General features: G+C 63.4%; 15 protein-coding genes. 7 read left to right on the top strand and 8 right to left on the bottom strand.

Translation table 11 applies throughout. The features are described 5' to 3' along the window. Window position 1: 1 nt before the first annotated feature. The 5 genes from AB4Z53_RS30455 to AB4Z53_RS30435 all read left to right on the top strand — a co-directional run bounded on the left by AB4Z53_RS30455 (window position 2) and on the right by AB4Z53_RS30435 (window position 7932). Window positions 2–1003 (top strand): 4-hydroxyproline epimerase, encoded by a 1002-nt coding sequence (locus tag AB4Z53_RS30455; RefSeq protein ID WP_441599138.1) that lies wholly within the window; start codon window positions 2–4, stop codon window positions 1001–1003. Then, window positions 1000–2691: a cis-3-hydroxy-L-proline dehydratase gene (lhpI, locus tag AB4Z53_RS30450; protein ID WP_441599137.1), complete on the top strand. Its 1692-nt coding sequence runs from the start codon at window positions 1000–1002 to the stop codon at window positions 2689–2691. Before AB4Z53_RS30455 ends, lhpI begins: the two co-directional genes overlap by 4 nt. Window positions 2692–3080: 389 nt before the next feature. After that, window positions 3081–5030, top strand: coding sequence for a PrkA family serine protein kinase (locus AB4Z53_RS30445; RefSeq protein WP_113540830.1), 1950 nt, complete (start codon window positions 3081–3083; stop codon window positions 5028–5030). Window positions 5031–5055: 25 nt separating this feature from the next. Further along, window positions 5056–6375, top strand: a complete 1320-nt coding sequence (locus AB4Z53_RS30440; RefSeq protein WP_441599136.1) for a YeaH/YhbH family protein — start codon at window positions 5056–5058, stop codon at window positions 6373–6375. Window positions 6376–6387: 12 nt separating this feature from the next. Continuing rightward, window positions 6388–7932: a SpoVR family protein gene (locus AB4Z53_RS30435; RefSeq protein WP_441599135.1), complete on the top strand. Its 1545-nt coding sequence runs from the start codon at window positions 6388–6390 to the stop codon at window positions 7930–7932. Window positions 7933–8104: 172 nt separating this feature from the next. Here AB4Z53_RS30435 and AB4Z53_RS30430 read toward each other — a convergent pair whose 3' ends face one another. Next, entirely contained in the window at window positions 8105–9028 is a 924-nt protein-coding gene (locus AB4Z53_RS30430) for a LysR family transcriptional regulator (RefSeq protein ID WP_441599134.1), read from the bottom strand. A gap of 330 nt (window positions 9029–9358) precedes the next feature. On the opposite strand from AB4Z53_RS30430, the gene AB4Z53_RS30425 reads away from it, so the two are divergent. Next, entirely contained in the window at window positions 9359–11803 is a 2445-nt protein-coding gene (locus tag AB4Z53_RS30425; protein ID WP_441599141.1) for a penicillin-binding protein 1A, read from the top strand. 1 nt (window position 11804) lies between these two features. Next, window positions 11805–13541 (top strand): peptidoglycan D,D-transpeptidase FtsI family protein, encoded by a 1737-nt coding sequence (locus AB4Z53_RS30420; RefSeq protein WP_441599133.1) that lies wholly within the window; start codon window positions 11805–11807, stop codon window positions 13539–13541. A 77-nt stretch (window positions 13542–13618) separates the two neighbouring features. Here AB4Z53_RS30420 and AB4Z53_RS30415 read toward each other — a convergent pair whose 3' ends face one another. Genes AB4Z53_RS30415 through AB4Z53_RS30385 form a run of 7 tightly spaced genes read right to left on the bottom strand, consistent with a single transcriptional unit; the run spans window position 13619 to window position 20277 of the window. Beyond that, window positions 13619–14674 carry an ABC transporter substrate-binding protein gene (locus tag AB4Z53_RS30415; protein ID WP_441599132.1) on the bottom strand — a complete coding sequence of 352 codons (1056 nt, stop codon included), beginning with the start codon at window positions 14672–14674 and terminating at the stop codon, window positions 13619–13621. A 17-nt stretch (window positions 14675–14691) separates the two neighbouring features. Beyond that, entirely contained in the window at window positions 14692–15834 is a 1143-nt protein-coding gene (locus tag AB4Z53_RS30410) for an NAD(P)/FAD-dependent oxidoreductase (protein WP_441599131.1), read from the bottom strand. Then, the gene (locus tag AB4Z53_RS30405; RefSeq protein ID WP_441599130.1) at window positions 15831–17234 is read right to left on the bottom strand and encodes an FAD-dependent oxidoreductase; all 1404 of its coding nucleotides are present in this window, start codon (window positions 17232–17234) and stop codon (window positions 15831–15833) included. The genes AB4Z53_RS30410 and AB4Z53_RS30405 overlap by 4 nt, the downstream gene beginning before the upstream one ends. Beyond that, window positions 17227–17541, bottom strand: coding sequence for a (2Fe-2S)-binding protein (locus AB4Z53_RS30400; RefSeq protein ID WP_441599129.1), 315 nt, complete (start codon window positions 17539–17541; stop codon window positions 17227–17229). The genes AB4Z53_RS30405 and AB4Z53_RS30400 overlap by 8 nt, the downstream gene beginning before the upstream one ends. A gap of 6 nt (window positions 17542–17547) precedes the next feature. Then, window positions 17548–18342: an ABC transporter permease gene (locus AB4Z53_RS30395; RefSeq protein ID WP_441599128.1), complete on the bottom strand. Its 795-nt coding sequence runs from the start codon at window positions 18340–18342 to the stop codon at window positions 17548–17550. Between the two features lie 4 nt (window positions 18343–18346). Beyond that, on the bottom strand, window positions 18347–19219 hold the full coding sequence (locus tag AB4Z53_RS30390; protein ID WP_113540819.1) for an ABC transporter permease: 873 nt from the start codon (window positions 19217–19219) through the stop codon (window positions 18347–18349). Continuing rightward, window positions 19219–20277, bottom strand: a complete 1059-nt coding sequence (locus AB4Z53_RS30385) for an ABC transporter ATP-binding protein (protein ID WP_441599127.1) — start codon at window positions 20275–20277, stop codon at window positions 19219–19221. The genes AB4Z53_RS30390 and AB4Z53_RS30385 overlap by 1 nt, the downstream gene beginning before the upstream one ends. Window positions 20278–20377 lie beyond the last annotated feature (100 nt).

Below are 20377 nucleotides of genomic sequence, written 5' to 3'. Positions count from 1 at the left end.
CATGGCCAACCACACGTTCTCCTGCATCGACGGCCACACCTGCGGTAATCCCGTCCGCCTCGTTTCCGGCGGCGGGCCGCGGCTCGAAGGGGCCAACATGCTGGAGAAGCGGGCGCATTTCCTGCGCGAATACGACTGGATCCGCACCGGCTTGATGTTCGAGCCGCGCGGCCACGACATGATGTCGGGCTCGATCCTCTATCCGCCGACGCGGCCTGACTGCGACGTGGCGGTACTCTTCATCGAGACCTCAGGCTGCCTGCCGATGTGCGGCCACGGCACGATCGGCACCATCACCATGGCGATCGAGAACGGGCTCATCACCCCGCGCGAGCCGGGCAAGCTCTCGATCGATGCGCCGGCTGGCAAGGTGGATATCACCTATCGCCAGGAAGGCCGGTTCGTCGAGGAAGTGCGCCTCACCAACGTCCCGGGCTTCCTCTATGCCGAGGGGCTGACGGCCGAGGTCGAAGGGCTCGGCGAGATCGTCGTCGACGTCGCCTATGGCGGCAACTTCTACGCCATCGTCGAGCCGCAGAAGAATTTCCGCGACATGGCCGACCATACGGCCGGCGAGCTCGTCGGCTGGAGCCCGAAGCTGCGCGCAGCACTGAATGCCAAATACGAGTTCGTGCATCCGGAACACCCGGAAATCCAGGGTCTGAGCCACATCCAGTGGACCGGCAAGCCGACGCAGGCCGAGGCGCATGCGCGCAACGCCGTCTTCTACGGCGAAAAGGCGATCGACCGCTCACCCTGCGGCACCGGCACGTCGGCGCGCATGGCCCAGCTTGCCGCCAAGGGCAAGCTGGGGGTTGGCGACGAGTTCGTACATGAATCGATCATCGGTTCGCTGTTCAAGGGCCGCGTCGAGGCAGCGACCAAGGTCGCCGACCGCGACGCCATCATCCCATCGATCGCCGGCTGGGCCCGCATGACCGGCATCAACACCATCTTCATCGATGACCGCGACCCCTTTGCTCATGGATTTGTCGTAAAATGACCCAATCGATCTCCGCCCGCAGCATTCTCTCCGGCTCCGCCGATGGCCCCATCATCGCCACCGAGGAAGCACTGAGCTTCTGGGGCGGGGTCGATCCGGCAACGGGCCGGGTGATCGACGTGCACCATCCGCTGCACGACCTCTGTCTCACCGGCGGCATCCTGATGATGCCGTCGAGCCGCGGTTCCTGCACCGGTTCAGGCGTACTGCTCGACATGGCGCTGACCGGGCGTGCGCCGGCGGCCCTCGTGTTCTCGGAAGCTGAGGACGTGTTGACGCTCGGCGCGCTGATCGGCGCCGAGATGTTCGGTAAATCCTTGCCTGTGCTGCGCCTTTCGCGCGAAGCCTTCAAGGCGCTGTCTGAGGCGAAATCGGCACGCATCAGCGATACGGCGATCGAGGCCGACGGCCTGACGATCCCGGTCGCCCCGCCGGCGACGACGGCTCTTAACCTTACCGAAGGCGATCGCGCCATGCTCGACGGCCGCGACGGCGTCGCGGTCCAGCAGGCAATGCGCATCATCTCCGCCATGGCAGCGCAGCAGGGGGCGGAAAAGCTCATCGACGTGGTCCAGGGCCATATCGACGGCTGCATCTATGCAAGCCCCGCAAACCTCACCTTCGCCGAGAAAATGGCGGACATGGGTGCCAAGGTACGGGTGCCGACGACCATGAACGCGATCTCCGTCGACCGCGCCAACTGGCAGGCGCAGGGCGTTCCGGAAAGCTTCGGTGACCCGGCCGCACGGCTTGCGGACGCTTACGTGCGCATGGGCTGTCGCCCGACCTTCACCTGTTCGCCCTATCTGCTCGACAGCGCGCCGAAATCAGGCGAATCCATTGCCTGGGCGGAGTCCAACGCGGTGATCTTCGCCAATACCGTGCTTGGCGCCCGCACGGCGAAACACCCTGACTTTCTCGACCTCTGCATCGCGCTGACCGGTCGCGCGCCGCTCTCGGGCGTCTATCTCGACGCGCCGCGCAAGGCGAAGCGCGTCATCGACGTGGAACTGCCCGACAATATCGACGACGCCTTCTGGCCGCTGATCGGCTATCTCGCCGGCAAGGCAGCACCCGACCGCATCCCGCTGCTGCGCGGTCTTGCTTCGGCAAAGCCTTCACGCGACGACCTCAAGGCACTTTGCGCCGCCTTCGGCACGACGTCCGCATCGCCCATGCTGCATGTGGAGGGCGTGACCCCGGAAGCCGATGGTGCTGCCGCCGAAGATGCCGACCACACGACGATCACGCTCGCCGACATGACTGACGCCTGGTCGCTCTTGAACGAAGGCCCGGCAGAAGTCGAGCTTGTCGCGATCGGCAGCCCGCATGCCTCGCTGGAGGAATGCCGCGCTCTGGCCGTCGCCTTCGACGGTCGCAAGCGCGAAAGCAACGTCGCCGTCATCGTAACCGCCGGACGCGATGCTATTGCCGCGGCGCGAGAGGAAGGCCTGCTTTCGCGGCTGGAGGCAAGCGGTATCCAGGTGCTGCCGGATCTCTGCTGGTGCTCGATCTCCGAGCCGGTCTTCCCGACCAAGACCCGGGCGCTGATGACCAATTCCGGCAAGTACGCCCATTACGGCCCCGGCCTCTCCGGCCGCTCCGTTCGCTTCGGCAGCCTCGCCGATTGCGTAGAGGCGGCGCTCACGGGCCGTGTTCCGGCTCGGTTGCCGGCCTGGCTGTCCTGACGGCTCTTTCTGCTCAGGCGCCGCTGCGCGGCGGCGCCATTGAAGAGTACTTCATATTCGCAGGGTATGCTTTGACGACGCCTTGAGCGGTCGAGTACGCTTTGGCGAGACACTGGCACTCTGCCGGACTTGCCCGAGGCGCCAATCTCCTGCGACCAAGCCGATCCGAATACGCCAGAAAACGCCCCTCCGGCGCGCCATCTCGGGCGTCCGGATCAGGATTTCGTGAGCCCTCGGTCACGATCTTTCAATCCTTGAAAGCAACCCCTTCGAGAATCAGAAGAAAGCGAGTACTCTGGTGGAACATTGCGCATGGGACGCCGTTTATTCGAATGAGCGAGCCGATAAGCAGCGATCCCCGTCTCAGCCAGCGGCCGCGGGAGAGCATGATGCAAAAGAGCGAATGCGACGTTTTTGATCTCTTCTCGGAGATCTATACCAGTGCAGCGCAAGAAGAAATCAGCCTTCAAGAATACCTTCTGGCATGTCGCGACGACAAAAGCATGTATGCCACCGCGCAGGAGCGGATGGTTACTGCCATCGGTAACCCAACCCTGATCGATACCAGCGCGGACGAACGCCTCGGCCGCATCTTCTCAAACCGCACCGTCAAGATCTATCCATCCTTCGCCGACTTCTACGGCATGGAAGATACGATCGAGCGGATCGTCGGTTACTTCCGCTACGCCGCGCAGGGGCTCGAGGAGCGCAAACAGATCCTCTACCTGCTCGGACCGGTCGGCGGCGGCAAGTCGTCACTCGCCGAGCGGCTGAAGAAGCTGATGGAACTGCAGCCGATCTACACGCTGGCAGTCGGCGGCAAGATCAGCCCGGTCTTCGAATCGCCCCTCGGCCTCTTCCATCCCGATCGCATGGCCGATCTCCTCGAAGACAAATACGGTATCGCCAGACGGCGCCTCACCGGTTTGATTTCGCCCTGGGCGACGAAGCGGCTTGACGAAGTCGACGGCGACATCTCCAAGTTCAGCGTCGTCAAGCTCACGCCTTCGCGGCTGCGCCAGGTCGCAATCGCCAAGACCGAACCGGGCGACGAAAACAACCAGGACGTTTCCTCGCTGGTCGGCAAGGTCGATATCCGCCAGCTCGAAAACTACAGCCAGGCCGACCCCGACGCCTATTCCTACAGCGGCGGTCTCAACCGCACGACGCAAGGGCTGCTCGAATTCGTCGAAATGTTCAAGGCGCCGATCAAGGTCCTGCATCCTCTGCTGACCGCAACGCAGGAAGGCAACTACAACGGCACCGAAAATTTCGGCGCCTTCCCTTATCAAGGCATCGTCGTTGCCCACTCCAACGAGTCGGAATGGCTGCAATTCAAGAACAACAAGAACAACGAAGCCTTCCTCGACCGCATTCTCGTGGTCAAGGTTCCCTACTGCCTGCGCGTCACCGAAGAGCGGCAGATCTACGAGAAACTGCTGCGCGAAAGCGAGCTCACCAAGAGCCCCTGCGCACCGGAAGTGCTCGAAAGCCTCAGCCGCTTCACCGTATCGACACGGCTTGCACGCCACGAGAACTCACCGCTTTATACCAAGATGCGGGTCTATGACGGCGAGAACCTGAAGGACACCGATCCCAAGGCGAAGTCCGTTCAGGAATACCGCGACGCCGCCGGCGTCGACGAAGGCATGACCGGCATCAGCACCCGCTTTGCCTTCAAGGTGCTGTCCGAGACCTTCAACTACGACACCAAGGAGGTCGCGGCCGATCCCGTACATCTCATGTACATCCTGGAACAGGCGATCCGCCGCGAACAGTTCCCGAAGGAGACCGAAGCAAGTTACCTCGACTTCATCAAGTCCGAGCTTGCCTCGCGTTACGCCGAATTCATCGGCCACGAGATCCAGAAGGCCTATCTCGAATCCTACAGCGAATACGGTCAGAACCTCTTCGACCGCTACATCGCCTATGCCGACGCCTGGCTCGAAGACCAGGATTTCAAGGATGCCGATACCGGGCAGATCCTCAACCGGGAGATTCTCGACAGCGAGTTGTCGCAGATCGAAAAACCGGCCGGTATCGCCAACCCCAAGGACTTCCGCAACGAGGTTGTGAAGTTCACCCTGCGCGCCCGCGCCAAGAACCATGGGCGCAACCCCTCGTGGACGAGCTACGAGAAGCTTCGCGACGTGATCGAGAAGCGCATGTTCGGCCAGGTCGAAGACCTGCTGCCGGTCATCAGCTTCGGCTCGAAGAAGGACAGTGCCTCCGAGAAGCAGCATGCCGAATTCGTCCAGCGCATGACCGAGCGCGGCTACACCGAGCGCCAGGTCCGACGGCTGGTCGATTGGTACATGCGGGTCAACAAGGCGGGCTGACGATGCCGAAGCAGGGGATTGGTATATGCCGAATTTCATCGACCGGCGGCTCAATCCGAAGGATAAGAGCCTCGGCAACCGACAGCGTTTTCTGAAACGGGCCCGCGAAGAGCTCAAGCGGGTCATCAAGGAACAGGTCAAATCGGACAGGATCATCGACGTCGATGCGGCGCACGGCGTGCCGATGCCGACCGACGGTGCCAATGAGCCGACGTTTCAGCCGGCTCGCGGCAGCGGCCAGCGTAACTATGTGCTTCCCGGCAACAAGCAGTTTTCGGCAGGCGACCGCCTGCCGAAGCCGGAAGCAGGTGGGGGCGGTGGCGGAAAGGGCCGCCCAGGGACCGGAGAAAGCGAGGACGACTTCCAGTTCATCCTGTCGCGCGAAGAGGTGCTGGATCTCTTTTTCGAGGATCTGGAGCTGCCCGACATGGTCAAGCTCAGCCTCAAGGAAACGGTGACGTTCAAACCCCGTCGCGCGGGCTTTGCCACTGCCGGCACGCCGACCAACATCAATGTCGGGCGGACCATGCGCAACAGCTTCGGCCGTCGCCTGGCGTTGCATCGGCCGAAGGAAAAGGATCTGACCATCCTCGCCGATGAGATTGCGCGGCTCGAGGCGACGCCGGAAATTTCGGCGAAGGACCGCCAAAAGCTCAGCGAACTCCGCGGCGAACTGGAAAAGATCGAGAAGAAGCGACGGCGCATACCCTATGTCGACCCGGTCGACATCCGCTTCAACCGCTTTGAACAGCAGCCGCTGCCGAATGCCAATGCGGTGATGTTCTGTCTGATGGACGTCTCGGCCTCGATGGGCGAGCGCGAGAAGGACCTCGCCAAGCGCTTCTTCGTGCTTCTGCACTTGTTCCTGAAACGACGCTACGAACGGATCGATATCGTCTTCATCCGCCACACCGACGAGGCGCGCGAGGTCGACGAGGAGACGTTCTTCTACAGCACCCAGAGCGGCGGCACGATCGTCTCGACGGCGCTCGAAGAGATGATCAGGGTTATCGAAGACCGCTACCCCGCCCAGATCTGGAACATCTATGCTGCGCAGGCGTCCGACGGCGACAACATCATCGGCGACAGCGAGCATTGCGCTGCGCTGCTCAGGGAAAAGCTGACGAAGATCTGCCAGTACTACGCCTATGTCGAGATCATCGACGAGCGTGAGACGGAAATCTTCGGATCGACGGACAACGGCACCGCCCTCTGGCGCGCCTATCGCACGGTGGACGGCGAGAAGGCGAATTTCCAGATGACCCGGATTGCCAAACCCGCCGACATCTACCCGGTCTTCCGCAGGCTCTTTGCCCGGCAGCCGGCCACACGCACCCGGAAATGAGGGGACGACCGGATGGCTCGACGTGCGACTTCAGGCCTCCTGTTCCAGGGCTCGGACTGGAACTTCGCGACCCTCTCCCGGGCCTACGACGCGATCGAGACGGTCGCGCTCGAGGAAATGGGCCTCAGCGTCTACCCGAACCAGCTGGAGATCATCACCTCCGAGCAGATGCTCGATGCGTACTCCTCCGTCGGCATGCCGCTGATGTACCAGCACTGGTCCTTCGGCAAGCGCTTTGCCTATGAGGAGCACCACTATCGCAAGGGGCACCGGGGCCTCGCCTACGAGCTGGTGATCAATTCCAATCCCTGCATCACCTATCTCATGGAAGAAAACACCATGGCGATGCAGGCTCTGGTCACGGCCCATGCAGCTTTCGGGCACAATCATTTCTTCAAGAACAACTACCTCTTCCGCCAATGGACGGATGCCGGTGCGATCCTCAGCTACATGGATTTTGCCAAGAAATATGTGAGCAAATGCGAGGAGCGGCACGGCACCGCCGCCGTCGAGGCGATCCTCGATTCCGCCCACGCGCTGATGGACCAGGGCGTATTCCGCTATCGGCGTCCGCCGCGGCTCTCCTCCGAGAAGGTTCGGGAGCGGGCGCGGGAACGGCTGGAATACGAGGAACAGACCTATAGCGATCTCTGGCGGACGCTGCCGCAGACGGCCGAAAGCCATGACCCGGCCGAAGCCGAAAGGGACGCATCCGAACGCAAGAAGGTGCTCAATCTGCCGGAAGAGAACCTGCTCTATTTCCTCGAAAAACACAGCCTGATCCTGGAGCCGTGGCAACGGGAGCTGCTCCGGATCGTCCGGGTCATCGCACAATATTTCTATCCGCAGCGCCAGACGAAGGTCATGAACGAGGGTTGCGCCACCTTCGTCCATTACACCATCATCAACCGGCTCTACGACCAGGGCCGGATTGGCGAGGGCCACATGCTGGAACTCCTGCAGAGCCACTCCAACGTCGTGTTCCAGCCGGATTTCGACGACCGGCGCTATCCCGGCATCAACCCCTATGCGCTTGGCTTCGCGATGATGCAGGACATTCAGCGGATCGCCACAGAGCCGACCGACGAAGACCGCGACTGGTTCCCCTCCTTTGCCGGCACCGGCGACTGGATGGAGACGCTGCGCGACGCCTGGGCCAACCACCGCGACGAGTCCTTCATCCTGCAATATCTAAGCCCGGCGGTGATGCGAAAGTTCCGCCTGTTCCAGCTCGCGGACCGCGCTTCGGACCGCTTTGTCGAGGTCGCGGCGATCCACAACGAGCGCGGCTATTCAGCCGTTCGCTCGGCCCTTGCCAACAGTTACGACGTCGGTGCCAATCAGCCGGATATCCAGGTCATGGATGTCGATCTGCTGGGGGACCGGCATCTTCGACTGCAGCACAATGTGAAGAGCGGCATCCTGCTCGAAGAAGGCGGCCGCAACGCGACGCTGCGCCACGTGCGCCACCTCTGGGGCTACGAAGTCAGCCTTGCCGGCGTGGACCCGCAAACCGGGCGCACAGTGTACGAATACTCGACGGCAAAAGACGCCTGAGCGATCGCGGATGCGCCGTGCCATTTCACCGCCGGTGCCGGAATGGGCGTCGTGGGCAGCCTCAAAACGGGCATCACAAGAATTCAGGGCAGGCATTAGAATTTCTTGGGCTGAATACATGACTTCGGAGACTGCACGGACTGCTCGTAGCGGCCCAAAAAATTCTGCAGTTTCAGCTGGCGAGCGCCTCTCGTGCCGGAGACTGAGGCCAAGCGGTCGCCTCCTGTGCTGCCGCGGCGGTCAACCACTCGCCAAACGCTTTCATCGCGGGCGTGACGGGCCGTGATTTCAGGCGCGTCAGCCAGTAGCTTCCCATGGAGGTGTGGGCATCGAATGGCTGTCGGATCGTGCCGTTCGACAGCAGCCGCGAGAACATCAGCGGCGGTGCGAGTGCGACGCCGATGCCTTGCGCTGCCGCCTCCATCATTGCCAGCGAACTATCGAAGACGACACCCTTGAGCAACGGCGCCGGATAGGCAATGCCGGCCGCCTCGAACCAGTTTACCCACTCATCGGCCCGGTAGGACCTGAGCAGCGTTTCGTTCAGGAGGTCGGCAGGCGTTTTCAACCGGTCGGCAATCTCGGGAATGCAGAGCACGGACAGCGGCGCCTCGAAAAGCCTGACGGCCTCGATATTGTGCCAGGAACCACCGCCGAAGCGGATGGCGAAGTCCAGGCCTTCCGCAGCCATGTCGACCCGGTTGTTGTTGGTCGAAAGCCGGACGTCGATAAACGGGTACTTGGCCTGGAATTCGGCGAGACGCGGCAACAGCCAGCCGACCGCGAAGGTCCCGACGGCGCCGATCATCAGCACCTCCCGGATATGGCCGGCCTCGAAACGCTCGAGCATGTCGGCCATGCGATCGAAGGAATCGCGCAGCACCGGCAGCAATGCCTCGCCTTCCGTGGTGATCATCAGGCCACGCGGCAACCGCTTGAACAGGGTGACGTTCAGCCGGCTTTCGAGCAACTTGACCTGATGGCTGACTGCCGCTTGCGTCACGCAGAGTTCGATTGCCGCACGGGTGAAGCTCAAATGCCGCGCTGACGCCTCGAAGGCACGCAGCGCATTGAGCGGAAGATATGGCCTGACCATGAATGCCCTAACTCATCTAATGGGTCTCGCAAATAAACGTGGTTTGTTGCTCCAGCACAATCCCTTTACGGTGAACTCCATCGGCTGACCGGGCTGCCATTCGGCAGCGTCAGCGCAGGAAGGTGCGGCTGATCGCGCCGCTTACGGGGACCTATCCCATGCGCCGTTTCGCCTGGCCGTAGGGCCCGCTCGCATCTTCGTTGCTGCCGACATCCCGGATGCCGGTGCACCCTGAAACATCGCTCCAGACAGGCCGCCGGCCGCGCGAACATCCGCGCGCCGGCCGGCAGTCCTTTGCCCCAGAGGTCCGTTCCACTCACTATGAAGTTCATCGCAAATCTGCTTGGCACATGCCTCAACCTCGCGACCGTCGTAGCACTCGCCGCAGCCACCGTAGTCGCGGCGCTGACGCGCCACCTGCCGGACCACCGCACGCTGGCGAATTGGGAACCGGCCGTCACCACCCGCCTTTATGCCGGCGACGGCACCATGGTCGGCGAGCTCGCGCGCGAACGCCGGCTGTTCCTGCCGATCGGCGCAATCCCCGCACGCATCCGCCAAGCCTTCCTTTCGGCAGAGGACAAGAATTTCTACGTCCATCCCGGCATTGACGTCACGAGCATCGGCACGGCGCTGCTCGCCAATCTCGCCAATTACGGTTCCGGCCGCCGCATGATCGGCGGCTCGACGATCACGCAGCAGATCGCCAAGAACTTCCTTTTGTCTTCCGACCGCACGGTGGAACGGAAGCTGCGCGAAGCGATCCTCTCGTTGCGGATCGACCAGACCTATTCCAAGGACCGTATCCTTGAACTTTACCTCAACGACATCTATCTCGGGCGCGGCGCCTATGGCGTTGCGCAGGCGGCCCTCACCTATTTCGACAAGCCGGTCGGCGAGCTCTCGGTTTCGGAGGCAGCCTTCCTCGCTGCTTTGCCGAAGGCGCCGAACAACTATGATCCGGATCGCCAGGCGGAGCGCGCAATCGGCCGCCGCAACTGGGTCATCGACCAGATGCGGCAGAACGGCTTCATCGATACTGCGACGGCTGCCAAGGCGGCCGCCACCCCACTCGGTGTCGACCCGCGCACGCCCTCTCCCGCAGTTGCTGCGGCGGACTACTTCACCGAAGAGATCCGCCGCCAGCTCAATGCCCAGTATGGCGAGGCAGCACTTTACACCGCCGGCTTTTCGGTACGCACGACGCTCGACCCACGGCTGCAAGAGGCCGCTATGAAGGCACTGCGCAAGGGCCTCGTCGGCTATGACCAGGCGAAGGGCTATCGCGGCCCGGTCACAAGGCTCCCCTCGACAAAGGACTGGGCGACCGCACTCAACAAGCTCCGGCCGCTTGCCGACGTGCCGGAATGGCGGCTGGGCGTGGTGCTTGCCGCAGGAAACGCGGACGTAGAGATCGGCCTCCGGCCGGAGGACGCGCCGTCAAATGGGAGCACGCCTGCAGAGACGATAAGCCTTGGACGCCAGGGCGCGACCTGGGCGCTTTGCCGCTCGGCCAAGGGAAAGCGGAACTGCGCCTCCGGGCTCGATGGCGTCCTGTCGCCCGGTGATGTCGTCTATTTGGAAAAGCAGGAGGACGGTTACGTCCTGCGGCAACCGCCGCTCGTTCAAGGCGCCCTCGTTTCCATGGACCCGAACACCGGCCGGGTGCTGGCCGTCGCTGGCGGTTTCTCCTATGCGCAGTCGGAGTTCAACCGCGCGACCCAGGCCTATCGACAGCCCGGCTCCTCCTTCAAGCCCTTCGTCTATGCCGCTGCGCTCGACAATGGTTACGCGCCGACGACCCTGGTGATGGATGCGCCGATCGCCCTTGCCGACGGCGCAGGACGGACGTGGAAACCGAAGAACTATGACGGCCGTTTCAGCGGCCCGTCCACCTTGCGAGTCGGGCTGGAAAACAGCCGCAACCTGATGACGGTGCGTCTCGCCCGTCATCTCGGCATGGATCTCGTTGCCGACTACGGCAAGCGCTTCGGCATCTATGACACGCTCAAACCCTATCTGCCGATGTCACTCGGCGCCGGTGAGACAACGTTGCTGCGACTGGTTTCGGCCTATGCTGTGATCGCCAATGGTGGCAAAGCAGTCACGCCCTCGATGGTCGATCGCATCCAGGACCGTTATGGCCGCACGATCTTTCGCCACGACCAGCGCCGCTGCGACGATTGCAACGCTTCCGACTGGAGCGGCCAGGAAGAGCCTATGCCGGTCGACGATCGCGACTACGTGCTCGATCCGATGACCGCCTATCAGGTGACCTCCATGCTGCGCGGCGTCGTCGAACGTGGCACCGCCAGAAATGTCAGCTCGCTCGGCGTGCCGATCGCCGGCAAGACCGGCACCACCAATGACGAAAAGGATGTCTGGTTCGTCGGCTTCACGCCTGATGTCGTCACCGGCGTTTTCCTCGGCTACGACACGCCGAAGCCGATGGGCTATGGCGAAACTGGCGGCGGCCTCGCTGCGCCCATCTTCATCGACTTCATGAAGGTGGCGCTTCAAGGACGCCCGGCGGCGGATTTCCATGCGCCGTCAGGCATGACGGTCGAGGCGATCGACAGGAAGAGCGGCCAGCCTGTGCCAGCGGGCACGCCTGGCGCCATTCTCGAAGCCTTCAAGCCGGGAACCGCGCCCTGCGCCGGTGGATGCCCCGTCATCGATGGCTTCGAGACGGCGAGTACATCGGCCACCACCGATGCAGACCTGTCGCCGGAACTGCGCGAAAAGCTCCTCACCAGCGGCAACGGGCTCTACTGATATGGCACGTCAGGTTCAGCGCCGGCCGGATCCTCGCGGCCGTCTTCTCCTCGTCATCGGCGCCTTCGCGCTCGTCTTCGGGCTCATGCTGGCGCGCCTCGTCCAGCTTGGCGTCGCCGACTATGAGCGGACCGGTTACATACCGCCGCCGCCGAGCCTCGGCCGCCCGTCGATCCTCGACCGGAACGGCAATCTGCTGGCGATCGACGTGCCGAGTTCCGGGCTCTATGCCGAGCCCCGACTGATCGTCGACGTCGACGAGGCGGTCGAGAAGCTGACCGAGATCTTTCCCGATATCGACGGACGCGACCTCTATCGTCGGCTGAAGAGCGGCGCCGCCTTTGCCTGGATCAAACGCCAGGTGACGCCAGCGCAGGAACAGGCGGTGTGGAATGCCGGCATTCCGGCCGTCGGTTTCCAGCGCGAGAAGCAGCGCTTCTATCCCAACGGCTCGCTCGCCGCCCACGTGCTCGGCACCGTCGATATCGACAATATCGGGATCGCCGGCATCGAGCGCTGGATCGAGGGCCAGGGGTTGGAGGCCTTGCGCCAGAGCGGCATGGATCTCTCCCACCGTACTCTCGAGCCAGTGAGCACGACGCTCGACATCCGCATCCAGCATGCGCTGGAGACCGAACTTCGCAAGGCGATCGCCAAGTTCAGCGCCAAGGCCGGTGCCGGCCTGGTGCTCGATGTCACCAATGGCGAAATCCTGGCGCTGGTTTCCTATCCGGATTTCGACCCGAACCTGCCAGTCGACGCGCTGAAGCCAGACCGCATCAACCGCATTGCCGCCGCCACCTTCGAAATGGGCTCGACCTTCAAGGCCCTGACGACGGCGATGGCGCTCGATTCCGGACAGTTCACGCTTCGCTCCGTCGTCGACGCCAGCAAGCCGCTCGCCTTCGGCCGCTTCCGCATCAACGACTATCGTGGCCAGCATCGGCCACTGACGCTGCCGGAGGCCTTCATCTACTCCTCAAACATTTCCATGGCGAAGATGGCGATTGCCGTCGGACCGGAAAACCTGCGGGCGTTCCTGACACGCTTCGGGCAGATGTCGCGGCTGACGACCGAATTGCCGGAGAGCGCCCATCCGCAATTGCCGCGACGCTGGGGCGAGATCGATACCGCAACCGCCTCCTACGGCCACGGCATTGCCGTCACGCCGCTTCAGGCGAGCATCGCGGTCGCCGCGCTCGTCAACGGCGGGCGTCTCATCCGGCCGACCCTGATCAAGGGCGCGCCGCTGGACGATCGCATCATCGCGCGCGATCTGATCAAGCCGGAAACCGGCGAGGCGCTCCGCTATCTGCTGCGGCTCAACGCCAAGACCGGCTCGGCAAAGAAGGCGGAAGTCAAAGGCTATTTCATCGGCGGCAAGACGGGCACCGCCGAAAAGGTGGTCGGCGGCCGCTATTCCAAGGAACTCAACATCACGTCCTTCATGGGTGTGGTTCCCGTGGACAGCCCGCGCTACCTGCTGCTCACCCTGCTCGACGAACCGAGGGGCCTGAAGGAGACCTATGGCTTCCGCACGTCGGGCTGGAACGCCACGCCGCTCGGCGGTGCCGTCTTTGAGCGCATCCTGCCGATGCTTGCGCTGATGCCCGATTTCGATATCGCCGATGTCAGCTTCCCTGAGATCAGCAGCCAGGGCGCCTTCGGCTCGCAGCTCTTTCCGTCTTCGACGAACAGGGGCGAGCGCAACAGTTCTGCGATCGACGGGGCTCTCTAAAACAGAGCCCCCAAACGCATCACGCCCCCATGGTGTCCACGGGGGCGTGCGAAGAATAGAGTTATGTTAGCTGAGGCTTACCGCTCGATCATGCGGTTCCAGCGCTTGTTCCATTCCTGCCGGTTCTGGTTGATCGCGTCCCAGTCGAGAACCTTGGCAGTCTGCATGTTGGTCTTGAAGGTTGCGAGCTTCGCGTTTGCCGCATCCGTGCCGGCCTTGGCGTTGACGTTGGACGGAATGATGTTGCCGTGATCGAGCGCCAAGCTCTGTGCCTCGGCCGAAAGCAGGTAGTGGGCGAGCTTCTGGCTGAGTTCCGGTTCGCTGTTGTTGGCGATCACGCATTCGGTGACGGCGAGCACGACGGAGCCTTCCTTCGGCTGGGCGTATTCCACCGGAATGCCCTTGTCCTTGAGGTTGTTGACGGCCGTCGGCGTCAGCGGGAAGATCGCGGCTTCGCCGGTCTGCACCATCTCGGAGATCTTGGCCGAGCTCGGGATGAACTCGATGACGTTCTTGCCGATCGTGTCGGAGAATTTCTCGAAGCCGGGCTCGACATTGGTCTCATCGCCGCCCTGGATACGATTGAACATCAGGAAGGCATGCAGACCGAAGCTCGAGGCGGAAGCCGACTGGAAGACGACGGCGTTTTCAAACTTCGGGTCGGCCATGTCCATCCACGAGGTCGGCGCCGGCCAGCCCTTTTCGTCGAAAAGCTTCTTGTTATAGGCAAGCCCGGTCATGCCCATGTCGACGCCGATCGCCATGTCATCCTTCAGGCGGGCGGCCGGCTGGATCTGGTCAAGAACCGGATCGGCCGCAACCTTCTGGCAAAGACCGCCGCCGATCGCCCGCACCATCACGCCGTCATCGAGCAGCATGACATGCATCTGCGGATTGTCCTTGGCAGCGGTCGCCTTGGCGAGGATATCGGCGGAGGTGCCGGGCACGACGACAACCTTGACGTCGTTCGCCTTCTCGAATGGCGGCAGCACGTGTTCGGTATAGGCGCGTTCGAAATTGCCGCCGTTCATGCCGATATAGAGCGTCTTGGTTTCCGCCGAGGCAGCATTCTGCTGCAGGACGAAGGCCAAAAGCGCGAGGGCCGTGGTTTTGGTAAGCCGTTGGTCGATCATGGTATTCCCCTTTCTGTTTACAACGAGGCTGCAGTTTCGACCGCCACCTTGTGGAAGCGGCCAATGGAAAAGGCGTCGATCGGCGTGGTGGTGCGGCCCTCGGTGACGAGTTCCGCGAGCACCTCGCCGACGGCAGGCGCGGTCTGAAAGCCGGCGCCGCAAAAGCCGAAAGCGTGGAAGAGGCCTGATGTCGTTTCGCTCGGGCCGATCACCGGGTTGCCGTCGGGCATTTCCGCCTCGGTGCCGGACCAGAAGCGGATGACCTGGGCCTCGGCCAGATGCGGAAAGAGCATGATGGCGCGCTGCATGACGGAGGACGCAGCGGTCACCGACGGGCGCGAATAGTCGGGATCGCCGAGCGACAGCCCGCGGCCACCACCCATGACATAATTGCCGCGCGCCACCTGCCGGCCATAGAAGCTGCCGCCCTGCTCGCCCATGCTGACAGGCAGCCGCAGCGGAAGCGGCTCGGTCACCACCATCGACGGGTAGATCCGAGTGAGCGGCACGATTTCGCCGAAGCGAGCGGCAATGCCATCGGACCAGGCGCCGGCACTGTTGATCAGTAGTCGGCAGCGGATTTCGATGCCGTCGCCGGCGAGGATCTCGAAACCGTTCCCGGTCGCCGCGACGTCACGCACAGGCGTCAGTTCCAGCACCGTCACGCCGGCGCGCTCGGCCGCCCGCGCGAAGGCGGGCGCAACGAGACGCGGATTGGCGTGACCGTCATCGGGGCAGAGCGACGCGCCGACAGCCTTGGCCGAAAGCCAGGGGAACCGGCGCGCCAACGCCGAACCGGCTACGAGTTCAAGCCCCAACCCATAGTCCCTGACCGTCTCGGCATAGGCTTCGAGCTTGGCGAAATCCTTTTCCGTGCGCGCGAGTTTCAAGTGACCGGAGCGCATGTATTCGGCATCGATGCCGATCATCGCCTTCAGTTGCGGCCAGATGCGGTGTGCGCGCTGCGACAGCGGCAATTGTTCGGGGGGCCTGCCCTGCCGGCGCACACCGCCATAGTTCACGCCGCTCGCCTGGGCGCCGCAATAACCCTTGTCGAGCAATGCAACCGAAAGCCCGGCCTTGCGCATGGCAAGCGCTGCGGAACTGCCCACCAGGCCGCCACCGATGATCGCGACGTCGACGGAGATGCGCCGGCTCATGGGCGGGCCTCCGTTTCTACGGCAGCGCCAAAACCGAGCGGGATTGGCTTGACAGGCGCCTGAGCGCGCAGGCGACCAACCTCTCCGGCCGGGACGCCACAGGCGCCGCTCAACAGTTCGGTGGCAGCAGCGGAACACATGCGCCCCTGGCAACGGCCCATGCCGATGCGGCTCAGCGCTTTCAGGCGGTTGATCTCGCTGACGGACCCGCTCGCGATGGCGTGTCGCCCTTCGGCCATGGTGATCTCTTCGCAGCGGCAGAGCGTGGTTTCGCCGGCTAAGGTCTCAAACCAGTCAGTCGGGAAGGGAAAGGCGCGCTCGAGGATGTCACGCTGCCGCAGGATCGCTTCGCGTGCCGCCACCAGGCGCGCTGCATCCACTGATGTCTTTCCCGCATCCTCAAGCAAGGCGGCCGCAGCGAGTTCGCCCGAAATTTCCGCCGCATCGGCACCGGCGATGCCGCTACCGTCGCCGGCGATGTAGACATCGGCCCGGCTCGTGCGCCCCATGGCGTCGCGCTCCGGCAGCCAGGCGCGATCGCGCACGTCGAAACGGAAACGGCACCCGGCAAGATCGGCAAGCTGGGTTTCCGGCCGAAGGGCAAAACCATAGGCGAGCGCGTCGCAGGACACCGTCTCGACGACCTCACCCTTGAGCGTCGGCCGACGGAAGCGAAGGCCCTCGACCTGGCCCTTGCCGAGAACCGCCTGCGGCCGCACGCCGTAGCGGATCTTCACGCCCGAGAGTTGAAGCTGCAGCCCATAGAAAAGGCCGAGCCCGACGATCCGCGGCGCATGAACGGCAAGCGACAGCAAGTGACGCTTCGACGTGATGGGCGCGGTGTCGAGCACCGCCTGCACGCGCGCGCCGGCTTTCATATATTGCCAGGCGACGAGATAGAGCAGCGGCCCGGACCCCATGAAGACGACACGGTCGCCGATCGTGCAGCCCTGCGCCTTCAGCGCGACCTGCGAGGCGCCGAGTGTATAGACACCGGGCATCGTCCACCCCGGGAACGGAAGCACGCGATCGGTCGCGCCGGTGCAGAGGATCAGCTGCGAAAAACCGATCTGCCGGTGACGGCCAGCCGAGAAAAGATCGAGCTGATTGCCGCGCTCAGGTGCCGAAACATTCCAGACAAGCGTTTCGGGACGATAGTCGATCGCAGGCAGAAGCGCCTCGAACGCCTCGTGCAGCTTTCGTGCTTTGCCGGCTTCCGAGCCATAGCGGCTGCGATAGGAGCGACCGTCCTCGATCAGCGGGCGGCGATAGATCTGCCCGCCGGCGCGCTGACCTTCGTCGAGCACGACCGGCCTGAGGCCGGCACGGACCAGGCGCTCTGCGGCGCGAATGYCCGCCGGACCGGCGCCGACGATCACCGGCTGCAATGGCTCACTCATGGACGGCCTCCGCCATCGCGCCGAGATCGGTGATAAAGGCCATGCCGGGTTTCAAGGCCGTGCTGCAGGCGCGGACGCGGCTGCCGTCCGCCAACATCACGTAGCAGTCCTGACAGGCACCGATCAGGCAGAAGCCGGCACGGTTCTCACCGGTGAATTCACTCTGTCTCAGGCGGCCGCTGACCGAAAGGATTGCGGTGAGCACCGTGTCGCCTCGACGGCCGGTTTCGGCCGTCCCGTTCAATACAAAGGGCACGGGTGCCTCATCCAGGCGGTAGCGCCGCTGGAGCAACGGATGCATCGACATCGGTTCTCAGCCCTTGCCCACCAGAAGCCGGTCGAGACCGAACAGGCGATCGAGAACGATCATGGTGACGGTCGCAAGCGCGATCATCAGCGTGGAAACGGCCGCCATCATCGGGTCGATGGATTCGCTCGCGTACATGTACATGCGGACCGGCAGCGTTACCGTCGACGGCGATGTCACGAAGATCGACATGGTCAGCTCATCGAAGCTGTTGATGAAGGCGAGCAACCAGCCGCCGCTGATGCCTGGCAGCATGAGCGGCATCGTGATCCGGCGAAACACCGTCCACTCCGCAGCCCCCAGTGTGCGCGCCGCATTCTCGGCATTGCGGTCCATGCTGGTCAGCGACGCCAGGATCAGGCGCAGCGTATAGGGCGTGACGACGATCGCATGGGTGGCGATCAACCAGCCGAAAGATCCACCCATACCCATCAGCGAGAAGAGACGCAGGAAGGCAACGCCGAGAACCAGGTGCGGGATGATGAGCGGCGACAGGAAGAGTGCGTTCAGCGCCTCGCGTCCGCGAAACTCGTAGCGGGTGATCGCGAGCGCCGCGGGCACGGCAAAGAGCGTCGAGATGGTGGCCGACAGGAGCGCAAGCCGAACGCTGTTTCCGAAGGACGACATGAAGTCGCCGTGATGGAAGACCGCCTCGAACCAGCGAAGCGAAAGGCCGTTCCAGGGCATCGCCAGGGTGTTTTCCGGCGTGAAGGCCACGAGGCAGACCACAACCATCGGCGCCAGCATGAAGACGACGACGAGGCTATGGAAAGCAAGAGCAATGGGTCCGTTTCTCTGCATGGCTTCAACCCAGCTTGCGCTTTGCCTGCCGCTCGATCAGGCGGTTATAGGCGAGCATGATGACAAGATTGGCAACGAGGACGATGATCGCGATGGTCGCGCCAAGCGGCCAGTTCAGCTCGATCAGGAACTCGTCGTAGACGAGTGTCGCCGCCATTTTGAGCCGCCTGCCGCCAAGCAGGCCGGGGATGGCGAAGGAACTGGCCGAGAGGGCAAAGACGATCAGGCTGCCCGAGAGGATGCCGAGGGCCGCTTGCGGAAAGACGATGCGGCGAAGGGCCGTGAAGCGCGAGGCGCCGAGGGTGAGGGCCGCCGCCTCGACCGTCGGGTCGAGCTTCTGCAGCACGGTCCAGACCGGGATTACCATGAACGGCAGCATGATATGCACGAGACCGATGACGATCGCCGTCTCGGTGTAGAGGAGCTGAACGGGGCTGAGGCCGACGATGGCGAGCGCACCGTTGACGAAGCCGTTCTTGCCGAGCAGCATGCTCCAGCCGAAGGTGCGCACCACCACGGAAACGAGCAGCGGGCCGATGATGACCAGGAGAAAGATCGACCGCCAGGGCTTGCGCATGTTCGAGAGAACGTAGGCCTCCGGCACGCCGATCAGCACGGTGATCACGGTCGTCAGAAGCGCCAGCCGAAGCGTCCGCCAGAAGGTCGCGAGGTAATATTCGTCCTGCAGCACGGTCAGGTAGTTGGCGAAGGTGAAGTCGCTCTGGATGCCGGCCGTGTAGTCGTAGCTGTTGAAGGAAAGAATGATCGTCAGCAGCAGCGGCAAGAGAACAAGGCCGATGAAGAACAGCGTCGCCGGGCCGGAAAGGGCGAGGGGCGCAAGCAGGCGCGGTTTGATGGCGGAGGTCGCAGCGCCCATCACTTGGCCGCTCCCGCCAGGACACGACAATCGGCGTTCTGCCAGGCGAGCCCGACGGATTCACCTTCCACCGGCGGCGGCGCACCGAGATTGGGAACCGCGACGGCGAGGACGCCGGCCGGGGTCTCGGCGCTGACCAGCCATTGGCTGCCCATAAAATAGCGTGTCGTCACCTTGCCCTGAATCTGGCCCGCGCCAGGCTCAGTCAGCCGCAGTTTTTCCGGGCGGATGAAGACCGAGACCTTGCCGTCCGGCTCGCGGCGGTCGGTGTTGAAGCGGACCTGTGTGTTGTCGATGCTGATCGACGCGCCCTTGCCGTTGAAGGCCGAGGTCGCGCGCAGGAAATTCGACTTGCCGACGAAGGACGAGATGAAGTCGTTGCGCGGATGCTCGTAGAGCTCATAGGGCGTATCGACCTGGGTGATGCGGCCCTTTTCCATGACGACGACGCGGTCGCTGATCGACAGCGCTTCCGCCTGGTCATGCGTCACCATGATGGTGGTGATGCCGACCGTCTGCTGGATGCGGCGCAGCTCGAACTGCATCTCTTCGCGAAGCTGCGCGTCGAGGTTCGAGAGCGGCTCGTCGAGCAGCAGTACCGGCGGATTGATCACGAGGGCGCGGGCGATCGCCACGCGCTGGCGCTGGCCGCCCGACATCTCACGCGGGTAGCGATCGGCAAGTGCCGAGAGATGGACGAGGGCCAGGATATCCTTGATGCGTTTGTCGCGCTCCGGTTTTGCGACCTTGCGCATCTCCAGGCCGAAGGAGACGTTCTGCGCGACCGTCATGTGCGGGAAAAGCGCGTAGCTCTGGAAGACGACGCCGAGTTCGCGTTGCGGCGGCGGCAGGTGGGTGATGTCGCGCCCGCCCATGGTGATGATACCGGCGGAAGGACGTACGAGCCCGGTGATCATCTGCAGGGTCGTCGTCTTGCCGCAGCCCGAGGGCCCGAGCAGCGAGATGAACTCGCCCTTTTCGACCGCCAGATCGAAATCGTGAACGGCCGCCACCGACCCGTAGAACTTGGAGATCTTCTCAAGGTTCAGGAAACTCATGCTCACTCTCCCGTGGGCCGCTACCCCAGGGATCGCCCGCCCCGTTTTTCTTGTCGGCGATCCCGGCGGCTGCGACGCGTCGTCAACCATCAAGCCTCTC

Source organism: Ensifer sp. 2TAB8 (genome assembly GCF_052115125.1).
GTDB lineage: Bacteria > Pseudomonadota > Alphaproteobacteria > Rhizobiales > Rhizobiaceae > Ensifer.
The sequence above is the reverse complement of the archived record's forward strand: the minus strand, read 5'-3'. Positions and strand labels throughout refer to the sequence as shown.

Coding starts and splice junctions, on each gene's coding strand:
- AB4Z53_RS30455 (WP_441599138.1), top strand. CDS start 2: ATGGCCAACCACACGTTCTCCTGCATCGACGGCCACACCTGCGGTAAT.
- lhpI (WP_441599137.1), top strand. CDS start 1,000: ATGACCCAATCGATCTCCGCCCGCAGCATTCTCTCCGGCTCCGCCGAT.
- AB4Z53_RS30445 (WP_113540830.1), top strand. CDS start 3,081: ATGCAAAAGAGCGAATGCGACGTTTTTGATCTCTTCTCGGAGATCTAT.
- AB4Z53_RS30440 (WP_441599136.1), top strand. CDS start 5,056: ATGCCGAATTTCATCGACCGGCGGCTCAATCCGAAGGATAAGAGCCTC.
- AB4Z53_RS30435 (WP_441599135.1), top strand. CDS start 6,388: ATGGCTCGACGTGCGACTTCAGGCCTCCTGTTCCAGGGCTCGGACTGG.
- AB4Z53_RS30430 (WP_441599134.1), bottom strand. CDS start 9,028: ATGGTCAGGCCATATCTTCCGCTCAATGCGCTGCGTGCCTTCGAGGCG.
- AB4Z53_RS30420 (WP_441599133.1), top strand. CDS start 11,805: ATGGCACGTCAGGTTCAGCGCCGGCCGGATCCTCGCGGCCGTCTTCTC.
- AB4Z53_RS30415 (WP_441599132.1), bottom strand. CDS start 14,674: ATGATCGACCAACGGCTTACCAAAACCACGGCCCTCGCGCTTTTGGCC.
- AB4Z53_RS30410 (WP_441599131.1), bottom strand. CDS start 15,834: ATGAGCCGGCGCATCTCCGTCGACGTCGCGATCATCGGTGGCGGCCTG.
- AB4Z53_RS30400 (WP_441599129.1), bottom strand. CDS start 17,541: ATGTCGATGCATCCGTTGCTCCAGCGGCGCTACCGCCTGGATGAGGCA.
- AB4Z53_RS30395 (WP_441599128.1), bottom strand. CDS start 18,342: ATGCAGAGAAACGGACCCATTGCTCTTGCTTTCCATAGCCTCGTCGTC.
- AB4Z53_RS30390 (WP_113540819.1), bottom strand. CDS start 19,219: ATGGGCGCTGCGACCTCCGCCATCAAACCGCGCCTGCTTGCGCCCCTC.
- AB4Z53_RS30385 (WP_441599127.1), bottom strand. CDS start 20,277: ATGAGTTTCCTGAACCTTGAGAAGATCTCCAAGTTCTACGGGTCGGTG.